The organism is Nocardia violaceofusca NBRC 14427 (assembly GCF_963869435.1).
Taxonomy (GTDB): domain Bacteria; phylum Actinomycetota; class Actinomycetes; order Mycobacteriales; family Mycobacteriaceae; genus Nocardia; species Nocardia aobensis.
Genome location: NZ_CAWMPM010000013.1, coordinates 350,414 through 370,116 on the forward strand (window position 1 = coordinate 350,414; position 19,703 = coordinate 370,116).

A 19,703-nucleotide genomic window follows, 5' to 3' on the forward strand; every position below is an offset into this window, starting at 1 on the left:
CCGGATCGATTCCCTGCGACGCATCGAGGAGTGGATCTCATGGTGAGGCGCATCGTCACGATCTTCGCGGTCGTGTTCACCGTCATGATCGCGACCCCGACGGTGGCCTACGGGCAGACCTACGGATTCGACCCGACCTGCAACGAGATCCACGACGATCTCGACGGTCTGGGCCTGCCCGGCATATCGCTCGGCGACGCCGCCTCCGCGGCGTGCAAGGCCGGCAATGCCGCCACCCATCCCGGTGACGCCGCCAACGCGGTGAAGGACAAGGCGTGGGATTCCACCTTCGGCAAGGTGGTCGACTCGTTGATGAACGGTCTGGGCGAGGCGCTGATCCTGGCGCTGACCTTCTGGATGAAGGTGCCCAACGATCGCATCAGCGACGGCGGAGCGCTGTTCCAGAAGATCAACGACTACACCTATCAAGCGCAGATCCTGCTGCTGATCGTGTCGGTGATCCTGTCCGGCGCCAGACTCGCCGAAGCCAGACGCGGCGCGGCACTGAGCGAGGCCGCGGAATCGTTCCGGATGTTCGCCCGGGTGATCTTCAGTTCCTGGATGCTGGGCGCCGTGGTGGTCGCGGGTACACAGGCCTCGGATCGCTTCTCGCAGTGGGTGATCGAGGACGCCACCAACGGCAATGCCCGCAGCCTCGCCGAGCTGATGGTGAAAACGTCGAAGCTACAAGCGTTTTCGCCCGGCCTGGTGCTGATCATCGCGATCGTCGGCCTGCTCGGCGCGCTGGCGCAGATCGTGCTCGCGATCGTGCGCCAGGGCATGCTGGTGGTGGCCGCGGGCGTGCTGCCGCTGGCCGCGGCGGCGTCGGGCACCAGTACCGGACGGCAGGCCTATCCGAAGCTGATCGGCTGGATCATCGCGTTCATGCTGTGGAAACCGGTCGCCGCGATCGTCTACATGATCGCCTTCGTCACCGCCGGTGACACCAACTCGACCACGCCGACCTCGGGTCTGCCCGACGCCGATCAGGCGCAGCGGATGCTGGTCGCGATCGTGCTGCTGTGCAGCGTCGCCTTCGTCCTGCCCGCGCTGATGCGACTGGTCACCCCGGCGGTGGCGATCGTCGGCAGCGGCGGTTCGGGTCTGGCCGCCACCGGTGGTCTGCTGCTGGGTGCGGCGGCGCTGGGCGCGGTCGGCACCAAGGCGGTCGGAGTGCGCGGCCAGGCGGCGGCCGGCGCGCCGGGATATGTGGGCCGCAACGGCGGTCAGCGTCCGCCCGGCGGCACCGGCCGCGGCGGCAGTCCACGGCCCGTGCCGCCGCGCGGCCCGCGCCCGGGCGGCGGTGGCGGGGGTCAGCAGGCGCCCGCGAGTCCGCGCGCCCCCGGCGGTGCGGCGGCGGTACCATCCGGCGCGTCGCGAGTCATGAACAACATCGCGACGGCCCGGGCCGCGGGCGCGCATCTCAACCGCGCCGACGAAGCCATGGGCGATATCGCCGGTGACCGCTGGGCCAACCGCGCACCCGACCTCGGCAGGAGCACCATTCCGCGATGACGACGACCGACACCTACGAGCGCCGCTCGTACGGGCTGTGGCAGAAGCCCCGCAGCGCAGGCCTTTTCGGGTTGCGCTGGGGGGAGACGGTGCTCGGCTTCGTCGTCGTCATCACCGCCCTGATGACGGCGCTGGTCGCCGGGCCGAAACCGGCGCTGTTCGTCGCGATCATCGGTCTGGTCGTGATGGTTCCACTGGTGTGGCGGACGGGGGGCCGCTCCGGTTACGAGACGGGATTGATGATGTTCCATTGGTTGCGCGGCCGCGGCAAGGGCGAGCACGTCTATCGCGGCGGCCGGTTCTCCCGCATTCCCGGCGGCGTCGCGCGCCTGCCCGGACTGATGGCGCCGTCGCGGCTGTACGAGGGAATCGACGCCGGCGGCTACAGCTTCGGGATGATCCATCTGCCGCAGTTCGCGCAGTACACGGTCGTACTGCGGGCCTGGCCGCAGGGACACGAGGCGGTCGACCAGCCGGTGATCGATCGGTGGGTGTCCGCCTGGGGCACCTTCCTGGCCTCGCTGGGCCAGACCTCCGACATCGTCGCGGTGGTTCCCGTGATCGACACCGTCCCGGAGACCGGAAACCGTCTGCTCACCGAGGTTTCCACGATCACCAGGCCGGAATCGCCGGCGCTGGCCCAGCAGGTGATGTACGAGCTGGCGACCGAATTGCCGCAGGAGCGCGTGCAATTGCTGCCGCGGGTGGCGCTCACGTTCAAGGCCACCACCGCCGAACGACGCAAGAATCCGGCCGAGGAGGCCGTCGAGATCGGCCGCCGGTTGCCGGGGATCTGCGCGGCGCTGGCCGAAGCGGGCGTGCGCGCGCAGCCGATGTCGGCCGACGAGGTGATCTCGTTCATCCGCCGCAGCTACGACCCGGCCGCGCAGGCCGATCTGGAAGTGGCCGCCGGCGAGATCGGCGGGCACGGGCTGGATTGGGCCGACGCGGGCCCGATCTCGCACGAGGAACGCTGGGACCAGTTCATCCACGACGGCGGCCGCTCGGTCACCTGGGAGATGGACGCCGCACCCGAGGGCGCGGTCGACGAGCGGGTGTTGCAGCGGCTGCTGGCGCCGAATCCGGAGGTCCCGCGTAAGCGGATCGCGATCGTCTACCGGCCGCATTCGGCCGCCGACGCCGCCGAGATCGTGGACGACGACTACAAGAACGCGCTGGTCGCGCAGCAGAGCGAACGAGGTGTCGTCTCCGCCTCGGCGACGCTGCGGGTCGGCGCCACCCAGCAGGCGCGCGAGGAACAGGCGCGCGGCCACGGTGTGACCCGGTTCGGCGCGCTCGTCACCATCACCGAACCGCTGCGCGGTGATCTGCCGCGGATCGAAGCGATTACCCGCGACCTGTCCACACAGGCCCGGTTGAAGATCCGGCGTTGCTACCGCTACCAGGCGGCGGCCTTCGCGGCCTCACTCGGCTGCGGGGTGATCCTGCCGGAACACGCGAGTATTCCCAAGGCATTGGCGGGGTGAGCGCAGATGGCAGGTGAGCACGAGCCACCGGTCCGCTACCGGGGCGAACCCCCGCGCTACAGCGAGCGGGTGGTGGATCCGGAGAACCCGGTCCAGGCCCGGCCGCGCACGCGGACGGCCCACGACGACGAGTGGGGCATCGAGGCCTACGCGCCCGGCCTGCCCCGCTCGGAATACGGTGGCGCACCTGCTGATTGGGACGACGTACCGCTGCGCCCGGCGCGGCGGCGGGCGCGACGCGAGGAGGGCGAACACGCTCGCCCGGACGCCGCCGCGCCGCCGGAACACGGTGGGCGTGCGACGGGGCATTCGCGCACCGGAGCCGGTGTCGACGGTGCGGGACGCACCCGAGGCGCCGCGGCTCCCCGGCGGGAGGCCGAACGCCGCCCCGCGCCCGAATCGGGTGCGGGCGAGGGTGCTCGTTCCGCGCGGAATACCGAATACGATGCGCCACAACGGCGTCCGGGAGGTGAGCGGATCTCCGACGAGCGCGGCTCGGGAAGCCCACGCCGGCGCGGTGACGATGCGGCGAGGCCCGGATCCGCCGGTGAGCGTTCGATGCGGCGGGCCGAGCCGGAGCCGGGCCGCAGGCGTCCGGCGAACGGCGACCGGGACGGATCGGTCGGGCGCGACGAGAACCGTCGCGGGGCAGGCGATGCGAGTGGCGCCCGCGGCCGTGCGGGCGGGGACGCGATCGAGTCCGAGCGGAACCGGGGCGGCCGGACGACGTCGCAGTCGGCACGCGACCGGTCGGCCGACGGCCGGGAAGCCGAACGGTCGAGCACGCACCCGCGCCGTGCTGCCGGATCGGACGGCAGTGCAGCGCCGCGAAGGGCGTTGCCGGAGAACACCGGGACGGGCAACGACGTCGCGACGACCGGCGCGACGGCGCCGCGAACCAGCAGCCGGATCGCGGGCGTGGAGGACAGCGCAGATCGCGAAAGCCATGGGGCCGAGCGCGATACGGATACCCCGCCGACAACGAGCGGCCCTCGACGGCAGGGGGCCGGTGCGCCCCGGTCCACGCCGGGCGACGCGAACTCGCCGACCGCGACGCGGCCGGTGCCGAGCCACCACGACTCGCCGGACCAGGGTGCGGATCTCGTGGACGGCGACCGCGCCGCGCGGGCCGAGGAGGCCGAGCGGGGCGACTCGCCCGTTGGCGGCTTCGCGGACAGCGCCGACTCCGTGCGTTCCCGTGCGAGCGGTCCAGCCGAGGCGGCCGGCGGCGTCTCCGCCGACGACGGGATCGCGGCCCGCTCCGGCGGTGAGCCGACTGCCACGTCACGCGGCGCCGACGACGATGCGGCGCACGACAATTCGGCCGGGGCACGTACCCGGCGCCGGGTGGGCGGGCCGGAGGACCGGCCCGACGATCGAGAGATGTCCTATGCGCATGGCACCCCGCAATCGGCCGAGCTGCCGGCCGGATTCGACCAGGTATCGCCCGAGACGCGCGGAGGGCGCTACATGACCGGCGACTACGAGCCGGCGCCGCGGCGGAGTACGCGTACCGAATACGGCGCAGGAACGGCGCGCCGGCGCACGGAGACGCCGCCCACCCGGCGCACGGGCCGGGGTCAGCGCACGCTGCGTGATCGCAACGGCTCGAAAATGGCCTCCTACGAACAGCTGTCGCGAGCGTCCCGAGCGGATGCCGAGGCGGGCAACCGGCGGGATCGGCGCAGCAAACCGGTCAAGAAGAAGAATCAGGGCCCGCCCCTGCTCGACGATGCGGCCCGGGCGCGGCTGGAGGCGGTGGCCCGCGAGGGCGCCGGATTGCGCGCCGCGTGGGCGGCGTTCCGGATCCGCACCGACGACCTGCGCCGCGTCAACGCCGCGGCCCGCATCGAATCGGTCGTCGAGGACGGATTCGACCGTGGCACGGCACAATTGACCGATCGCGGTTACGTCGGAGCCGGCGGCGGCCGGATGAACGTGGTGGGCCGCCCCGTCGAATACCGCGCCACCACTGCGCAGGTCGCCGGCCTGTGGCCGTGGTCGGTCGGCGCCGGCGCACCGCTGATCGGCACCCCGCTCGGCTCGCATCTGCACACCGGCGCGCCGGTGTGCTTCGACCCCATGAACTGGTTCATGCGCGGCAGCTTCATCACCGCGCCCAGCCTGTTCGTGCTGGGGCTCAACGGTTTCGGTAAATCCTCGCTGGTGCGCCGCATCGTGCTCGGCGGTGTCGCCCAGGGGATCACGCCGCTGATCCTGGCCGATGTGAAACCGGACTACCGCAAGCTGGTGGAGATGGTCGGTGGCCAGGTCATCGACCTCGGCTACGGGCACGGCAAACTGAATCCGCTCGCGGGTGGTGTGCTCGGCTCGATCGTCCCGTTGCTGGACGACCTCCCCCAGTTGCAGTTGCAGGTGACCCAGGAACTGCGGGCCCGCCAGGTCACGTTGATCGCCGGTCTGGTCGAACTCGTGCGTGGCGCCCGCGTGCGCGACTACGAGGAGACCTTGATCTCCACCGCGCTGCGCATCCTGTACCGCGAAGGCAGTGGCTTCGCGCCGGAATCACCGCCCATCATGGAGGATCTGCTCGAGGTGGTGGTCGGCGGCGGCCAGGAGCTGATGCTCGACGCCGGCGCCGACAACACCGAGGAGTACCACGAGGCCACCAAGGGCTTGCGGCGGTCGCTGCGGGCGCTGACCCAGGGGCCGTTCGGTGCGGTCTTCAACGGTCAGACCACCACGCCGATCGACACCTCCTCGGTGGCGGTCTGCATCGACGTCTCGCACATCCCGACCGGGGACAAGAAGCTCAAAGCCGGTGTGATGCTGGCCTGCTGGGCCGACGGGTTCGCGTCGGTGGAGGCCGCGCACGTCCTCGCCGACGGCAAACTGGGGCCGCAGCGGTACTTCCAGGTCGTCATGGACGAGCTGTGGCAGGTGCTGGGACTCGGTGACTTCATGGTCGACCGCGTCGACGAACTGACCCGACTGCAGCGCGGCATGGCGACCTCGCTGATCATGATCAGCCACACCATCAAGGACCTGCAATCGCTCGGATCCGAGGCCGCGATCGCCAAGGCGCTGGGCTTTCTGGAACGCGCGCGCGCCAAGATCTTCGGCGCGCTGCCCCCCGAGGAGATCAACCGCCTGGACTCGACGATCCCGTTCACCTCCGCCGAGGAGGAGATGGTCACCAGCTGGTCGGCCCCGCAGGCGCTGACAGGTGAGGCGCTCAAACCGGGGCAGGCCCGCCCGCCCGCGCCCGGCACGGGAAAGTTCCTGCTCAAGATCGGTGAGGATCGCCGCCCCGGTATCCCGTTCCACATGGAGTTCACCGTGTCGGAAAAAGAGAGCGGAATCCACGAGACCAACCAGCGTTTCAGCGAATTCACCGAATCCACGGCCCGGCGGGGCGACGAGGGGAGTGCCGCGTGATGCCGCACAGGTCATACCGGAGAGTGTCGCCGCAGGTGCGGAAGGCGGCGGTGGAACAGGTCGTCGCGCTCACCGACAAACTGCGCAGCGAGTCGGAGGCCTGCCGGGTCGTCGCCGAACAGATCGGCGTGCACACCAATTCGGTGCGCAACTGGGTGCGTGCCGCGGAGGGGCCCAGCCTGGAACGGATGGACGCCGTGGCCCTGCGCCGCAAAGTGGCGCTGCTGCAACAGCAGTTGGCGGCCGCGGCGGAAATGAATCGCACCCTGGTGGAAACCCTGAACGAAACTCGCCGCGCGACATGACGGGTGCGCGGTGAACGCGAGAACCCTCACCGCCCTCGTGCTCGGCGGTGTCGTCTCTCTGATCACTCTCGTGGTGGTGATCGTGCTGCCCTCCTCGGAGGATCCGTGCGCCGATCAGCCGACCACGCCCGGTTCGGGACTGCCGGACACCTCCGGCGCGCCGTGGGCGGCGCGGGCGCCGGAGTCGGGTTCCACCACACCGACCGCGACTACCGACCCGCGCGGCTCGACGACGGCAACCCCCGGTGTGGCGGATATTCCCGCGGCACAGGCGAATCCGAGTGTGACGGGCGCGCCGTCGCTGGCCGCGGGAATCGCGCCGATCCGGCGCACCTGGCCGCTGCCGGGCGGATCCTTCACGGTGTCGGACACGTTCGGCGCCCGTGGCGGCACCCATCTCGGCGTGGATCTGGCCGCGCCGGACGGCACCCCGGAGTTCGCGGTGGCGGACGGTGTCGTCGTCGCCGCCGGTCCCGCCTCGGGTTTCGGCAACTGGATCGTGATCGACTCCGTCGACGTCAACGGCCGCCCCTTCTCCGCCGTCTACGGCCACGAGTGGGCGAGCGGGGTGAAGGTGCGGGTCGGTCAGCGGGTGCGAGCCGGTCAGGAGGTCGGCGCGGTCGGATCGGCGGGCGAATCCACCGGTCCGCACCTGCATTTCGAGATCGTGCCCGGCGGGCGCCTGACGGGCGGGCATCAGATCGATCCGCTGCCGTGGCTCGACGGCGCGTTGACGCCCAGCGGCGGTGGCGCGTTCCCGTATTCGGCGAACCCGCTGTGCAGCCGGGGATTCGGCAGCGCCGGCGGTGCACTCGCCGACGGCAAGGTGCCGCCGGAGCTCGAAATCTGGTATCGCCGCGCGGGTTCGCTGTGCCCGGAGATCACCGCCTCGGTGCTGGCGGCGCAGGGCCGTCAGGAATCCGGATTCCAGCGCGGGCTCACCTCGCCCGCCGGCGCCGAGGGACTGGCCCAATTCCTGCCCACCACGGCCCGGGCCACCGATCCCGACGACGGGCGCCCGTACCTGCTCGACGCCGACGGCAACGGGCAGGCCAGCCTGTGGGACGACGGCGACGCGATCATCGCCCAGGGGCGTTACATGTGTTCGATCGCCCATCAGGTCGAGCGGTGGATCGGCGAGGGCAAGGTGCACGGCGATGTGGTGCCGCTGTCGCTGGCCGCCTACAACGCCGGCGAGGGTGCGGTCCTCGCCTCGGGTGGAATGCCCAATCAGGTGGCCGCGCACTTCTCCGAAACCCGGCCCTACGTCACGAATATCCTCGCCATGGAGGCGCAGTACCGGGCGCCCGGATCGATGGGCCGATTCCAGCCCGGCCACGGTTCGGCGGGCGCCGACATCCTCGCCGCGGCCCAGCAGTGGAAGGGCACCCCGTACGTGTGGGGTGGCGGTGGTCCGCAGGGGCCGACCGGCGGTGGACTCGACGGTCCGGGCCTGACCTCGGCCGCGGTGTTCGCGGCCTCCTCGGGCGCGAAGACGTTGCCGCAGACCGCGGAACAACAGTGGGAGGCGGGGGCCGAGGTGCCGATGCGCAACGCCCAGCCGGGCGATCTGGTGTTCTCCCGCTTCGGGTTGCGCGGCCCGGCCGAGGTCGGCATCTACGCCGGCGACGGCCGGATGATTCGTGCCGCCGACCCCTCGGGCGTGAGCGAGGCGCCCGTCCCCGGTGACGCGCGGTTACGGAGGGTGTTGTGACGACACGACGCGGTGCGGGACCGATAACCTGGAAACAGCGCCCGGCGTTCCGGGCGCCGGGCCGCCGACCTACGGCACGGGCCGTCTACGCGAACCTGGTGGTGATGCTGGTGGTGAGCGTCGCACTGCTGTCCGGCTGCGCGGGAGGGTCCGAGCAGGCCGGACCACCGGCGTCGGCCACGTCGACGCCGCGTCAGCTCGAGGCCGCTCCGGCACCCGATCCCGGCACTCCCGACGGTGTCGCCGTCGCCGCCTTGCGCGAGATCTTCACCTGGTATCCGGCTACCGAGGCGCAGGGAGCGTCGCTGGCCCGGGCGCGGAAGTGGCTGGGCCCCAGCCTGCTTCGCACACTCGACGCGCCGCCGGGCCAGGAGACTCCGAAACCGACACTGCGCTGGGCCGAATGGGGGCGTTCGGGCGTGCGCGTGGAGGCCTTCACCTTCGCCTCCGGCGAACAGGCCCCGGGCAACGGCGATTCGGACCACCAGCAGTTCAAAATCGGTATCGAGCAGACCGCCGTGCACTCCGACGGTTCCCGCGAGACGCTACCCCCCACGACGGTGATCGCCACCGTCGTCCGCACCCCCGACGGCTGGCGGCTCGACGGATTCCGTTGAGCCACGGCCACATACTCGGTCACCTCAGGAGGCGAGATGGCGAAGAAGGTGAAGGACCCGGCCGATCCGGGACCGGACCTCGCCCTGTATCTGATCTACATCGGTTTCGCGGTGGTCGGCACCCTCTGGGTCGCCCTGCACCTGGGCAACAAGCTGTCGACGGTGCCCCAGGACGTACCGATCAACCCGATCGCCTGCATCGCGAAGATCGCCCGCGGACAACTGGAGTGGCCGACCGCCTCGACGGTGATCGTGCTGCTCGTCGTGCTGGTCGTCGCCGGCATCGTGTTCGTGCGGCGGGAGATGAAGAAGCGCCGCAGCCGCGGGAAGCTGCCCGTCGACGACAAGGCCCAGTACATGGGCAGCGGCGGCGCGATCGCGGCACTCACCGAGGCCGGGGTCCGGGACAAGGCCCGGCAACTGGGCGTGCGGCTCGGCTACGAGGATTCGCCCGGCGTGCCGATCGGTGTCGGGGTGATAGACGGTGTGATGCTGTTCGGCTCCTACGAGGATCTGCATCTCGACATCTGGGGTCCGCGCCAGGGTAAGACGACCTCTCGGGTGATTCCGGCGATCCTGTCGGCGATCGGCCCGGTGCTGGTCACCTCCAACAAGCGCGATGTGGTCGATGCGACCCGAGATGTGCGGGAGGGTAAGGGGTCTCGTGCCTTCGTCTTCGACCCGCAGGGTGTCGCGGGTGAGACGCACGCCACCTGGTACTGGGATCCGCTGGGCTGGGTCGACGCCCGGCACGAGGGCTGTGAGATGCGCGCGGCCCGGCTGGCCGGCCACTTCGCCGATGCCGAGGACAGCGACGGCACTCCCGACAGCTACTTCGACCCGGAGGCCGAAGATCTGCTCGCCGGTCTGTTCCTCGCCGCGGCCGTGGCGAACCGGCCGATCACCCAGGTGTGGGAGTGGGTGACCGATCCGAGCAATACCGAATCGGTGCAGTTGTTGCGCGCCGCGAGCCACCACCTGGTCGCCTCCGGCCTGGCGCAGCAGTACAACACCGCCGAACGCGTCCGCGACAGCATCTTCGGCACCGCGAAGAAGATGGTGCGCTGCCTGAAACTGTCGAACGTGCACCAGTGGGTCACCCCCGGCGGTGACCGCTACCAGTTCGACGAATGGGATTTCCTGGACCGGAATTCGACGCTGTACTGCCTGTCGCTGGAGGGACGCGGTTCGGCGGGCCCGCTGGTCAGCGCCCTCACCGAAGCCGTCGTCGACGTCGCGATGCGCAAAGCGACTCACGAACACCTGGGCCGGCTGTCCATTCCGTTGCTCGCGGTGCTGGACGAGGCGGCCAATATCGTGCGCTGGAAGGATCTGCCGAAGCAGTACAGCCACTTCGGATCTCGCGGCATCGTCGTGATGACCGTGCTGCAGTCCTGGGCGCAGGGCGTACGGTGCTGGGGGCAGGCCGGGATGGAGGCGCTGTGGGCGGCGGCCAATATCAAGGTCCTCGGCCCCGGAATCGACGATATGGCATTCCTGGCCGCCCGCTCGGAGGCGATCGGCGACTACGACTCCATCTCGTCGTCTGTCTCGGAATCCAAAGGCGGCAAGAGTTATTCGCGTTCGCTGGGCTCCTCGCGAACCCTCAATCCGAACGCATTGGCCACCCTGCCGCGCGGGCGGGCCGTGGTGTTCTCCTCAGGTGCGCCGGCGGTGCTCGTGCGCACCGTGCCGTGGTGGGAAGGGGAGTACGCTGCCGAGGTGCGCAAGTCGATCGAACAGCATGATCCGCAGCGCCGCACCACCATGAGTGATCTCGTGGGCGAGCGGACGGTCCTCGACGGCGGGTCGATGCCCGGTGAGCCGCCCGCGACCTACGGACAGCCCGAGGAGGTTCGCCCGCTGTGAACGACCAGCCCCAGGACATGATCTACTCGAACGTGGTCGAGTTCGTGGAGAACTACCTCAGCCTCATCTATCGGCGTCAGGTCACCGACCTCACCGACACGGTGTGGTGCCCCGAGTGGTGGAAGCACGCCGAGGCGGCGATGCGACTCGAAGCCCTGTGGCGCGCATGGGAATACCTGCGCCAGGATCCGCAGACGGGCATGAGCGTGTGGTTCCTGGACCACGCCGACCCGCATATGGGGAGGCTGTTCGATCCGCGCGGGCCGTTCAAGTACTGCAGTGTGCGCAACGGTCACAAGGATATGCTCAGTCCGCTCCCGCTCACCCCGCCGCAGCAGGGCATGTTCGGCGAACCGAGCAAGGCCGACCCGAACAAGGCCTGATCCGCCGGCTCGAGGCCGATCTGCCTGGTTGACGCGAAAACGATTGTGCCGCCGCCCGTTCGGGGTCGGCGGCACAATCGTGAGCGGGTTGGTCAGCGGTTGCGTTCGCGGTTGCGTTCGCGTTCGCGCATCCGCTCGTCGTGTTCCCGCGCCCGGGTGACCCGTGGCGGTTCCTCCGGCCGGGTGCGGACCGCGGCCTGCGGCGGCTGCGCCTGACTGACATCCATGAGCATGCGCACGGCCGCCAATTCCGGCGCGACGCCGACACGGGACAGATGGGCGGCCAAGGCCTGCCGCCGCTCGGGAGAGTCGTAGCGGGTCAGTTCGCGTTCACGTGCCTTCTGCCGGTCGGCGGCGGCGCGGGCGCCGCGCGCCACCCGGGAGTGTTCCAGGCCCTTCTCCAGCGAGATACCCCGTTCCAGAGCGGGGCGCTCGAGCATCCGGGCCAGTTCCAGGTTGCGCGGATCCTTCGCCTTGGCTTCGCGGGCCTCGCGCAGCAACCGCTCGCGGGTCTCCTTCACCCGCTCCTGGGTGACCTTCACGCGCGCTTCGGCTTCGCGCTGACCACGTTCGCGGGTGCGCAGTGCGACCAGGGTCGCAAGCTGCAACATTTGCCTCATCAAAGCCGCTGTCTCGCGGCCGATGTCGTCGAGTTCCTCGGCCATTGCCTGCTCCCCGATGCTGCAGTTGTCTCTGTGGACGATTCTGATGCTTCGTATCGGACTCCGCCACACGAACGGTCGATTCGCCGTGGCGGCGCCCCACCTTCAGCGCAGTCCGTTCTACGAGATTACCAGCGCGGAGCAGGGCAGCCTAACCCCGGATCCGGTCCATCGCAGGCGGATCCGGGGCCGCGCCGGGGGCTCAGCTCAGTTGCATCGTCTTCACGGTGACCGGCTGCTTCGGCGCGCCGTCGCCGGTCGAGGGATCCTCGACGCCGTCCTTGGCGATGGCGTCGAGCGTCTTCAGCCCGGCCTCGTCGACGGTGCCGAAGATGGTGTACTGCGGCGGGAGCTGGGAATCGCCGTAGACGAGGAAGAACTGGCTGCCGTTGGTGTCGGGGCCGCTGTTGGCCATCGCCACCACGCCGCGCTTGTACTGCACCGGAACGCGCTGCGCGTTGGGGTCGCCGGGGGCGAATTGGTCGGTCGGGTATTCGTTGGGGAAGGCGTAGCCCGGCCCGCCGTTGCCCTGACCGCTGGGATCGCCGCACTGCAGCACCTTCAGCCCCTCGCCGGTGGTCAGGCGGTGGCAGGGGGTGCCGTCGTAGAACTTCTGCTGCACCAGGCTCACGAAACTGTTGACCGTGCAGGGGGATTCACCCGCGTTGAGCGAAATGCCGATCGGCCCGCGGTTGGTGTCGACGGCGACCTTCGGGGAGCCGGTGGTCGAGACCTCGGTCTGCTCGGGCTTGTGCACCGGTTTGGCGGCCTGACCCCCCTCGGCGTAGGAGCAGCTCACCGTCGCGGTCTTCGGCTTGGCCTCCGGCGGCGCAGCGGCCTGCGGGGTGGACGAGAGCGAGGCGTCGGGGGTCTTCGCCGCGGCGTTGGGAGTGTCGTCGCCGCGGGTCAGGTAGTAGATCCCGACGCCGGCCGCGACGACCACGACCACACCGAGCGCCGATCCGGCGATCGCCAGCTGCTTACGCTTGCGCGCACGCTGCGCCTGTCGCTCCAGTCGGCGTTCCAGCTTGCGCTTGGCCGCCGCTCGTCGCTGTTCGTTGGTCGGCACTACCCGGTCCTCCCGTGTCGGTTGCTTATCGGCATAAGAGTGTGCCATCACTTCCTGAGACGACCCCTAACTTCCCCCGATCGTTCCGTACAATTGCCCAGCTCGGCTCGGTGGAGGGCGAACCGGTTGGACTTGCCGTGTCCGGGTGGGGGAAACTGGACCATTGTGACCAAGACCAGCAGCTTCACCGCCCCGAAAGGGATTCCGGAATATGTGCCGCCCGCCTCGGCGGAGTTCGTCGCCGTACGGGACGGCCTCGTGCGCGCCGCGCGACTGGCCGGATACGGGCATGTGGAGTTGCCGGTCTTCGAGGACACCGCGCTGTTCGCGCGCGGGGTGGGTGAATCGACCGATGTGGTCACCAAGGAGATGTACACCTTCGCCGACCGCGGCGAACGCAGTGTGACCCTGCGGCCGGAAGGCACCGCGGGCGTCATGCGGGCGGTGATCGAACACGGACTCGACCGCGGCCAGCTGCCGGTCAAACTGTGCTATTCCGGCCCGTTCTTCCGCTACGAGCGGCCCCAGGCCGGTCGCTACCGGCAGTTGCAGCAGGTGGGCGTGGAGGCGATCGGCGTCGACGATCCGGCGCTGGACGCCGAGGTGATCGCCGTCGCCGACGCGGGCTTCCGGTCGCTGGGACTCGAGGGCTTCCGGCTCGAGATCACCTCGCTCGGCGACGAGACCTGCCGGCCGCAGTATCGGGAACTGCTGCAGGAATTCCTGTTCGCGCTGCCGCTGGACGAGGACACCCGCCGGCGCGCCGAGATCAACCCGCTGCGGGTGCTCGACGACAAGCGCAAGGAGGTCCGCGCCCTGACCGCCGACGCGCCGCTGATGCTCGACCACCTCTCCGACTCCGCGAAGGCCCACTTCGAGCAGGTGCTGGGCCACCTGGACGCGCTCGGCGTGCCGTACGTGATCAATCCACGCATGGTGCGTGGCCTGGACTACTACACCAAGACCACCTTCGAGTTCGTCCACGACGGCCTCGGCGCGCAGTCCGGTATCGGCGGCGGTGGCCGCTACGACGGGCTGATGGCGGAACTGGGCGGCCAGCCGCTGTCCGGGATCGGGTTCGGACTCGGCGTCGACCGCACCATGCTGGCACTGCGGGCCGAGGGTAAGGCCGCGGGCGAACCGGCGCGGGTCGACGTGTTCGGCGTGCCGCTGGGGGAGGCCGCGATGGCCCGGCTGGTCGTGCTCGCGGCCGAACTGCGCGCGGCCGGGATCCGGGTCGATCTGGCCTACGGTGGACGCGGCGTGAAGGGCGCGATGAAGGCGGCCGACCGGTCCGGTGCGGCCTTCGCGCTGGTCCTCGGCGACCGTGATCTGGCCGACGAACAGGTGGGCTTGAAGGACCTCGGCTCCGGCGACCAGCGTCAGATCCCGCTCGCCGAGGTCGTGGCGCAGGTGTCGGCGGCGCTGGCCGGGCAACGGTAGTACGGTCCGAGGATGTCTCGAATCCCGTGGCGCGCATCGGTTTCCGGTCAGCGGCCGGTCCGGCCCGGCGCACGCGGATGAGCGCGGCCTCGTGAACGACGCGAATTCCGCGGCGCCGCGACCGGTCGGCCTCGACCTCATCGCCCCCGAGCTGTACGCGCCGATGCTGCGGCGGCTGGCGCTGGGCGCGATCGGCGCGGGTGTCGTCGTCGGTGTGGTGGTGGGGCTGGTCGTGAGCTGGCCGGCCGGTGTCGTGGTCGGCGGGGTGCTCGGCGCGCCGACGGCGATCTACGCGCTGGCGGTCCGGCGGCGGCGAATGTGGTTGTCGGGCACGGTGATCGAGGCTCGGACGCTGGTGGGCCGGCGACGGCTCGACGTCGCCGCGGCGACGGGCGTCGAGGTGCTCGTGTACCCGGGGCGGCTGAGCCGGATCGCGCTGCGGATCACCGCCGGTGGCCGGACCCAGACCGTGCCGCTGGCGATGTACACCGATGCCGGCAGCGGACGAGAACTGCACATCCTGGGGTTGCGCACACTCGCCGACGCGCTCTCGTCCGCGGAGCTGGCCGCCGCGCTGGCATTGTCCGGATTGCTGGTCGGGCAGTTGCGGGCCGAGGCTCGTGACGCCGGGCTGGAGGAGCGGCCGCTGTATCGGGCGGTGCAACTGGTGCGGGCGCGCGACATCGTGCAGCCGGTGCGGCTGAGCGACAGCGATATCGCGACGCTGAGTCGCGACATCACCTCCTGATCGCTGTTCGGGATGAATCGGGCATAGTTCGTCGCTTGGGGGAGCCGTGCGGACGATATGTGGTCACGGTTTCGTAACGGGGTCGCCAACAGGTGAATGGAAGCACGTTTCGCATTCGTCCCGGTGGGCAACCTCTCGGCTTACTTCGTCGACCGTGAATCTGGGCGTCTGGCCAGGTCTGTGACCACACCGGTATCCCGCAACCCCTGGTTTGACGCCTTTCATGTCTGGAAATACCGAGTCGCACAGCGAACACTGAGAGTCGCAAGTTTTTCACGATCGGAGAGTTCGAAAACGAAGGGTTCGCCATGCATACCATCAAATTCCGCAAAGCAGCCGCGGTTGCCGCCATCGCAGTGGCCCTCGGTGCTGTCGTAGCCCCCGCAGCGTCTGCCGCGACCCCATCGGGTACCTCTCCGACGGCGAGCGACATCGACGGTTCCGTCGCGATCTGCTTCCCCTTGGGCAGTGTCGTCTGGTGCATCTGAGCTGTCACGAGAAGGGGTGCCGCCGGAGGGGTGGCGCCCCTTCCGTGTGTGCAGGTGGCGGGCGAGCCCGCCGGACGGATTGCCGAAAACGGTTGCGCGACGGTAGGGATTCGCTCGAGCTGTCTGGTTGCTCACGGTGACGGGTTTCGGCCGGTGAGGGTCGTTAGGGTGAAGATCGAAGCCGACCGTCGAGTTCTCGTGAACAAGGAGTTGTCGTGAGCAATGCCGCCCGCACGCCCGTGACCGTCACCGTCACCGGAGCCGCCGGTCAGATTGCCTACGGGCTGCTGTTCCGCATCGCCTCCGGCGCCATGCTCGGGCCGCGGACACCGGTGCGGCTGCGGTTGCTGGAGATCCCGGCGGCCGTCGGCGCCGTCGAAGGGGTGGCGATGGAGCTCGAGGACGGCGCTTTCCCGTTGCTCGAATCGATCGACATCAGCGACGATCCGTGGGTGGGATTCGACGGCGCCTCGGTCGCCGTCCTGGTCGGCGCCCGCCCGCGCACCGCCGGGATGGAGCGTTCGGATCTGCTGGCGGCCAACGGCCCGATCTTCACCGATCAGGGGGCCGCCATCAACGCCAGTGCGGCCGACGATGTGAAGGTGCTGGTGGTCGGAAATCCGGCCAATACCAACGCCTTCATCGCCATGAGCAATGCGCCCGACGTGCCGGCGGCGCGCTTCACCGCGCTGACCCGCCTCGACCACAACCGGGCCATCGCCCAGCTCGCGGCGCGCAGTGGCGCCCCGGGCTCGTCGATCACGCGAATGACGGTGTGGGGCAACCACTCCGCGACGCAGTATCCGGATATCAGCCACACGCTGATCGGCGGGCGGCCGGCCGATCGAGTGATCGACGATCCGGCCTGGGTGCGCGAGACCTTCATCCCCACCGTCCAGCAGCGCGGTACCGCGATCATCGCCGCACGCGGAGCGTCCTCGGCGGCCAGTGCGGCGAGTGCGGCCATCGACCACATCCACGATTGGGTGCTGGGCACCGCGGCCGGTGACTGGGTGTCGATGGCGGTGCCCTCCGACGGCTCCTACGGGGTGCCGGAAGGGCTCATCAGTTCGTTCCCGGTGACGTGCGCCGGTGGTGAGTACTCGATCGTGCCGGATCTGGAAATCGGCGAATTCTCGCGTGAGCGTATCGATCTCAGCGTCGCCGAACTCGCGGCCGAGCGCGAGGCGGTGATCGATCTCGGCTTCGCCAAGCGGGGCTGAGCCGATCGACCGCTCGCGCTGCCGATCACACCTTGGCGATGACCTTCTCCGCGTACTTCTCCAGATGCGCGATCTTGTCCGCGAGCGGTTCGGTGTCGTCGCCGGCGACGTACGGGTAGCGGAAGCCGACGATCACATCGGTGACGCCCTTGTCCTCGAGCCGCTTGATGCCGTCGGTGGTGTAGGCGTCCAGCGAGGCCGCGTGGATCTCGAACGGCGTGGATGCGTCACGCTCGGAACGCAATTCGTTCAGCCGGGCGAGCATGCGGTCGAGATCCTCGGGATCGCCGCCGGCGTGCATCCAGCCGTCGCACAGGCGCACGGCGCGTCGCAGCGCGGCATCGCTGTGCCCGCCGACCAGGATCGGCAGCGGTTCGGTGGCGCCCGGGGTGATCTTGATCTTCGGGATGTCGTAGAACTCGCCGTGGTATTCGAAGTACTCGCCACGGGAGAGGCCGCGGACGATTTCGATGCATTCGTCCATGCGCTTGCCGCGTCGCTCGAACGGCACGCCCATGATCTGGAAGTCCTCGGGCCACGGGCTGATGCCGACGCCCAGCGAGAACCGGTTGCCGCTGAGGTAGGCGAGGGAGGCGGCCTGTTTGGCGACCAGCACCGGCGGGCGGATCGGCAGCTTCACGACGAAGGGCGTGAACCGCAGCGTCGTGGTCACCGCGGCCAGCGCCGCGGAGAGGATGAACGCCTCGATGAACGGCTTACCGTCGAGGAATTCCCGGTTGCCGTCCGGGGTGTACGGGTAGGTCGAATCCGACTCCGCGGGATAGGCGACGCTGTCGGCGATGGTCATACTGTGGAATCCGGCCGCCTCCGCGGCCTGTGCCAGCGGTACGTAGTGCGCCGGATCGGTCATCGCCTCCGCGTAGGTGAAACGCATCGGTGGTCCTCTCGGGTGTTGCCGATATGAAACTAGAACAGATTCTAGTTGTGCTGGCGATCCTAGTGGGATAGGCAGTGCGTTGTCCCGAGTTCGGCCACTGATCGGTCGAATGAACCTGTTCTAAGTCCGGCTCCCGACGCGGAATGGCCCGGACCGTACGGTCCGGGCCACTCCGGTGCGATGGTGCGGCTGCCGTGCCGCGGCGATCAGAGCTGGTCGTTCTCGTAATCGCTGATGAGCTCGTCGGAATGGGTCTGGCCGATGACCTCGGGCGTGGTCTCTCCCAGCGGGCCGGTGAGGTCGGTGTTACCGGTGAGGCTCTGATAGTTCTGCACCGTGCGGCCGCGATCGTCGTCGGCGTTGCGCTGCCCGGCCGCACCGGGTGTGCCGCCGCCCATGAAACCCGAACCGGGCGTGCCCTGGCCGGGCATACCGGGCATGCCGGGGCCGAACGGCATCCCCGGGATCCCGGGGCGGCCGCCGGGCACCGCGGACCCGAGGCCGGGCTTGGCCGCCGCGCCGCCACCGGACGCGGTGCCGCCGAGTCCTCCCGTGAGGCCGCTCAGCGCGCCACCGCCACTGCCGCTCATCGAACCCGGGTGCGCGCCGTTACCGCCGAAGGCGCTGGCATGCGTCGAAGTCCCCGACAGCCCGGAGCCGCTCAGGTCACCGAGACCGGCGGCCTGGGTGTCCGCGCCGCCGCCCGACAGCAGGCTCTGGGCCTGCTCCACGATCGGCTGCCCGACGTTCTGCGCCACCGCCTGCGCGGCATCGGCCGCCTGCGGTGCGTACTGGCCGGCGAGCTGGTTGACCACGTTCGCCAATTGGCCTGTGTAGCCACCCAATTCGCCGCGGGTGGCGTTCACGATCGTGACCGCCTGGCCGAGATGTTCGGTGGCCGCGGCGATCAGCGTGGCCTGGCCCGGGGGAGTGAAGGCGACGGGAGCGAGCGCGCCGGCCTGGGTCGCGAAGGACTGGGCGACCTGAGTGAGCTGGACGTTGCCGCGCTGCACCACCGCCGCGGCCTCGTCGGTGAGTTTCGAGATGTCGAAGCCACGCTGGCTGGCGTCCTCACCGTGGGCCTGCACCTGCTGGCCCGCGGTCTGGGCGCTGGTGGCCGACTGGCCCTGCCAGACCTGCTCGACCGACTTCATCGCACCCATGCCGATCTGCATGGCGCTCTGGATGACCTGCGAGGACTGACTGAGCAGATCGGCCGGATTCAGTGCCCCCATCACACCGGTGCCGAAACTCGACAGCAGGTCGAGGAAAGGTTTGAACAGCACGTCGATCCCCGGCAGTGCGGGCAGCGCCATACCGCTCATCAGCGCGGCCACCGGATCGGCCGGCATGGGCGGCAGATTCGCCGGCACTGCCGCGGCGGCCGGGGCGGCGGCCTGCTGGACCGCACCGGCGGCACCGTCGAGTGCGGCGGGCGCCTGATTCAGTGCGGCCTGGGCGCCGTCGAGCACGTGCTGCGCGCCGGGTACTGCGCCGAGCGCACCGGCGGCCTGATGCAACACGTCGTGGCCGGCGCCGAGCAACGGCGACGCGGCGTCGCCGAGCACTCCGGCGTGGCCGTCACCGGCATCGGGGGCGCCGGAACCCCCGCCGGGCAGGTGCGGAGCGCCGATTCCGTGGGAACCGTTGTCCTCGAACTCTTTCCGCGCGGTGGTGAAGGCCGGTGCCGAGGCGGGCGGTGTATCCGGCGGCAGCTGCGGCAGTGAGATATCGGTGATCGGGCCCTGCTGTGCGGCCGAGGCGAGCGTGTCGTCCGGAAGGGAGGCCGGTGCGGCGGGCGCGATCGGTGAAGTGTCGGCGGCGGGCGCGGCCGGGGCGGCGATGACGCCGCTGTCGGTACCGGAACCGATGGTGTGCACCGA

Annotated in this window: 15 protein-coding genes; 11 read left to right on the top strand and 4 right to left on the bottom strand. The window is 69.9% G+C overall.

Features of this window, described 5'->3' with window-relative positions; translation table 11 throughout:
* The first annotated feature begins 39 nt into the window (after nucleotides 1–39).
* From AC5592_RS13565 to AC5592_RS13600, 8 genes are read left to right on the top strand one after another with little or no spacing between them, the layout of a single operon-like run.
* A complete protein-coding gene (locus AC5592_RS13565) occupies nucleotides 40–1,515 on the top strand; it encodes a hypothetical protein (protein WP_063064405.1) in 1,476 nt (491 codons plus the stop codon).
* Entirely contained in the window at nucleotides 1,512–3,002 is a 1,491-nt protein-coding gene (locus AC5592_RS13570; protein ID WP_063064357.1) for an SCO6880 family protein, read from the top strand. Before AC5592_RS13565 ends, AC5592_RS13570 begins: the two co-directional genes overlap by 4 nt.
* A 6-nt stretch (nucleotides 3,003–3,008) precedes the next feature.
* A complete protein-coding gene (locus AC5592_RS13575; protein ID WP_232329340.1) occupies nucleotides 3,009–6,401 on the top strand; it encodes a hypothetical protein in 3,393 nt (1,130 codons plus the stop codon).
* Between the two features lie 35 nt (nucleotides 6,402–6,436).
* Entirely contained in the window at nucleotides 6,437–6,706 is a 270-nt protein-coding gene (locus AC5592_RS13580) for a transposase (protein WP_227463133.1), read from the top strand.
* 10 nt (nucleotides 6,707–6,716) lie between these two features.
* Nucleotides 6,717–8,420 carry a peptidoglycan DD-metalloendopeptidase family protein gene (locus tag AC5592_RS13585; protein ID WP_036502805.1) on the top strand — a complete coding sequence of 568 codons (1,704 nt, stop codon included), beginning with the start codon at nucleotides 6,717–6,719 and terminating at the stop codon, nucleotides 8,418–8,420.
* On the top strand, nucleotides 8,417–9,037 hold the full coding sequence (locus tag AC5592_RS13590) for a hypothetical protein (protein WP_232329341.1): 621 nt from the start codon (nucleotides 8,417–8,419) through the stop codon (nucleotides 9,035–9,037). Before AC5592_RS13585 ends, AC5592_RS13590 begins: the two co-directional genes overlap by 4 nt.
* A gap of 36 nt (nucleotides 9,038–9,073) precedes the next feature.
* Nucleotides 9,074–10,906, top strand: a complete 1,833-nt coding sequence (locus tag AC5592_RS13595; RefSeq protein ID WP_063064358.1) for a type IV secretory system conjugative DNA transfer family protein — start codon at nucleotides 9,074–9,076, stop codon at nucleotides 10,904–10,906.
* Nucleotides 10,903–11,289, top strand: a complete 387-nt coding sequence (locus AC5592_RS13600; protein ID WP_232329342.1) for a DUF4913 domain-containing protein — start codon at nucleotides 10,903–10,905, stop codon at nucleotides 11,287–11,289. Before AC5592_RS13595 ends, AC5592_RS13600 begins: the two co-directional genes overlap by 4 nt.
* Before the next feature lie 92 nt (nucleotides 11,290–11,381).
* Here the strand turns inward: AC5592_RS13600 and AC5592_RS13605 are convergent, their stop codons facing one another.
* Both AC5592_RS13605 and AC5592_RS13610 read right to left on the bottom strand, forming a co-directional pair.
* Nucleotides 11,382–11,900 carry a hypothetical protein gene (locus AC5592_RS13605; protein ID WP_232329343.1) on the bottom strand — a complete coding sequence of 173 codons (519 nt, stop codon included), beginning with the start codon at nucleotides 11,898–11,900 and terminating at the stop codon, nucleotides 11,382–11,384.
* A 253-nt stretch (nucleotides 11,901–12,153) separates the two neighbouring features.
* Nucleotides 12,154–13,020: a peptidylprolyl isomerase gene (locus tag AC5592_RS13610; protein ID WP_036502797.1), complete on the bottom strand. Its 867-nt coding sequence runs from the start codon at nucleotides 13,018–13,020 to the stop codon at nucleotides 12,154–12,156.
* Nucleotides 13,021–13,185: 165 nt separating this feature from the next.
* On the opposite strand from AC5592_RS13610, the gene hisS reads away from it, so the two are divergent.
* The 3 genes from hisS to AC5592_RS13625 all read left to right on the top strand — a co-directional run bounded on the left by hisS (nucleotide 13,186) and on the right by AC5592_RS13625 (nucleotide 16,922).
* Nucleotides 13,186–14,463, top strand: a complete 1,278-nt coding sequence (hisS, locus tag AC5592_RS13615; RefSeq protein WP_063064359.1) for a histidine--tRNA ligase — start codon at nucleotides 13,186–13,188, stop codon at nucleotides 14,461–14,463.
* A gap of 91 nt (nucleotides 14,464–14,554) precedes the next feature.
* The gene (locus tag AC5592_RS13620) at nucleotides 14,555–15,211 is read left to right on the top strand and encodes a hypothetical protein (protein ID WP_063064360.1); all 657 of its coding nucleotides are present in this window, start codon (nucleotides 14,555–14,557) and stop codon (nucleotides 15,209–15,211) included.
* A 703-nt stretch (nucleotides 15,212–15,914) separates the two neighbouring features.
* On the top strand, nucleotides 15,915–16,922 hold the full coding sequence (locus tag AC5592_RS13625; RefSeq protein WP_063064361.1) for a malate dehydrogenase: 1,008 nt from the start codon (nucleotides 15,915–15,917) through the stop codon (nucleotides 16,920–16,922).
* 25 nt (nucleotides 16,923–16,947) lie between these two features.
* Here AC5592_RS13625 and AC5592_RS13630 read toward each other — a convergent pair whose 3' ends face one another.
* Both AC5592_RS13630 and AC5592_RS13635 read right to left on the bottom strand, forming a co-directional pair.
* Nucleotides 16,948–17,817, bottom strand: coding sequence for a TIGR03619 family F420-dependent LLM class oxidoreductase (locus AC5592_RS13630; RefSeq protein ID WP_063014369.1), 870 nt, complete (start codon nucleotides 17,815–17,817; stop codon nucleotides 16,948–16,950).
* 209 nt (nucleotides 17,818–18,026) lie between these two features.
* Nucleotides 18,027–19,700, bottom strand: a complete 1,674-nt coding sequence (locus AC5592_RS13635; protein ID WP_157121821.1) for a hypothetical protein — start codon at nucleotides 19,698–19,700, stop codon at nucleotides 18,027–18,029.
* Nucleotides 19,701–19,703: the final 3 nt, after the last annotated feature.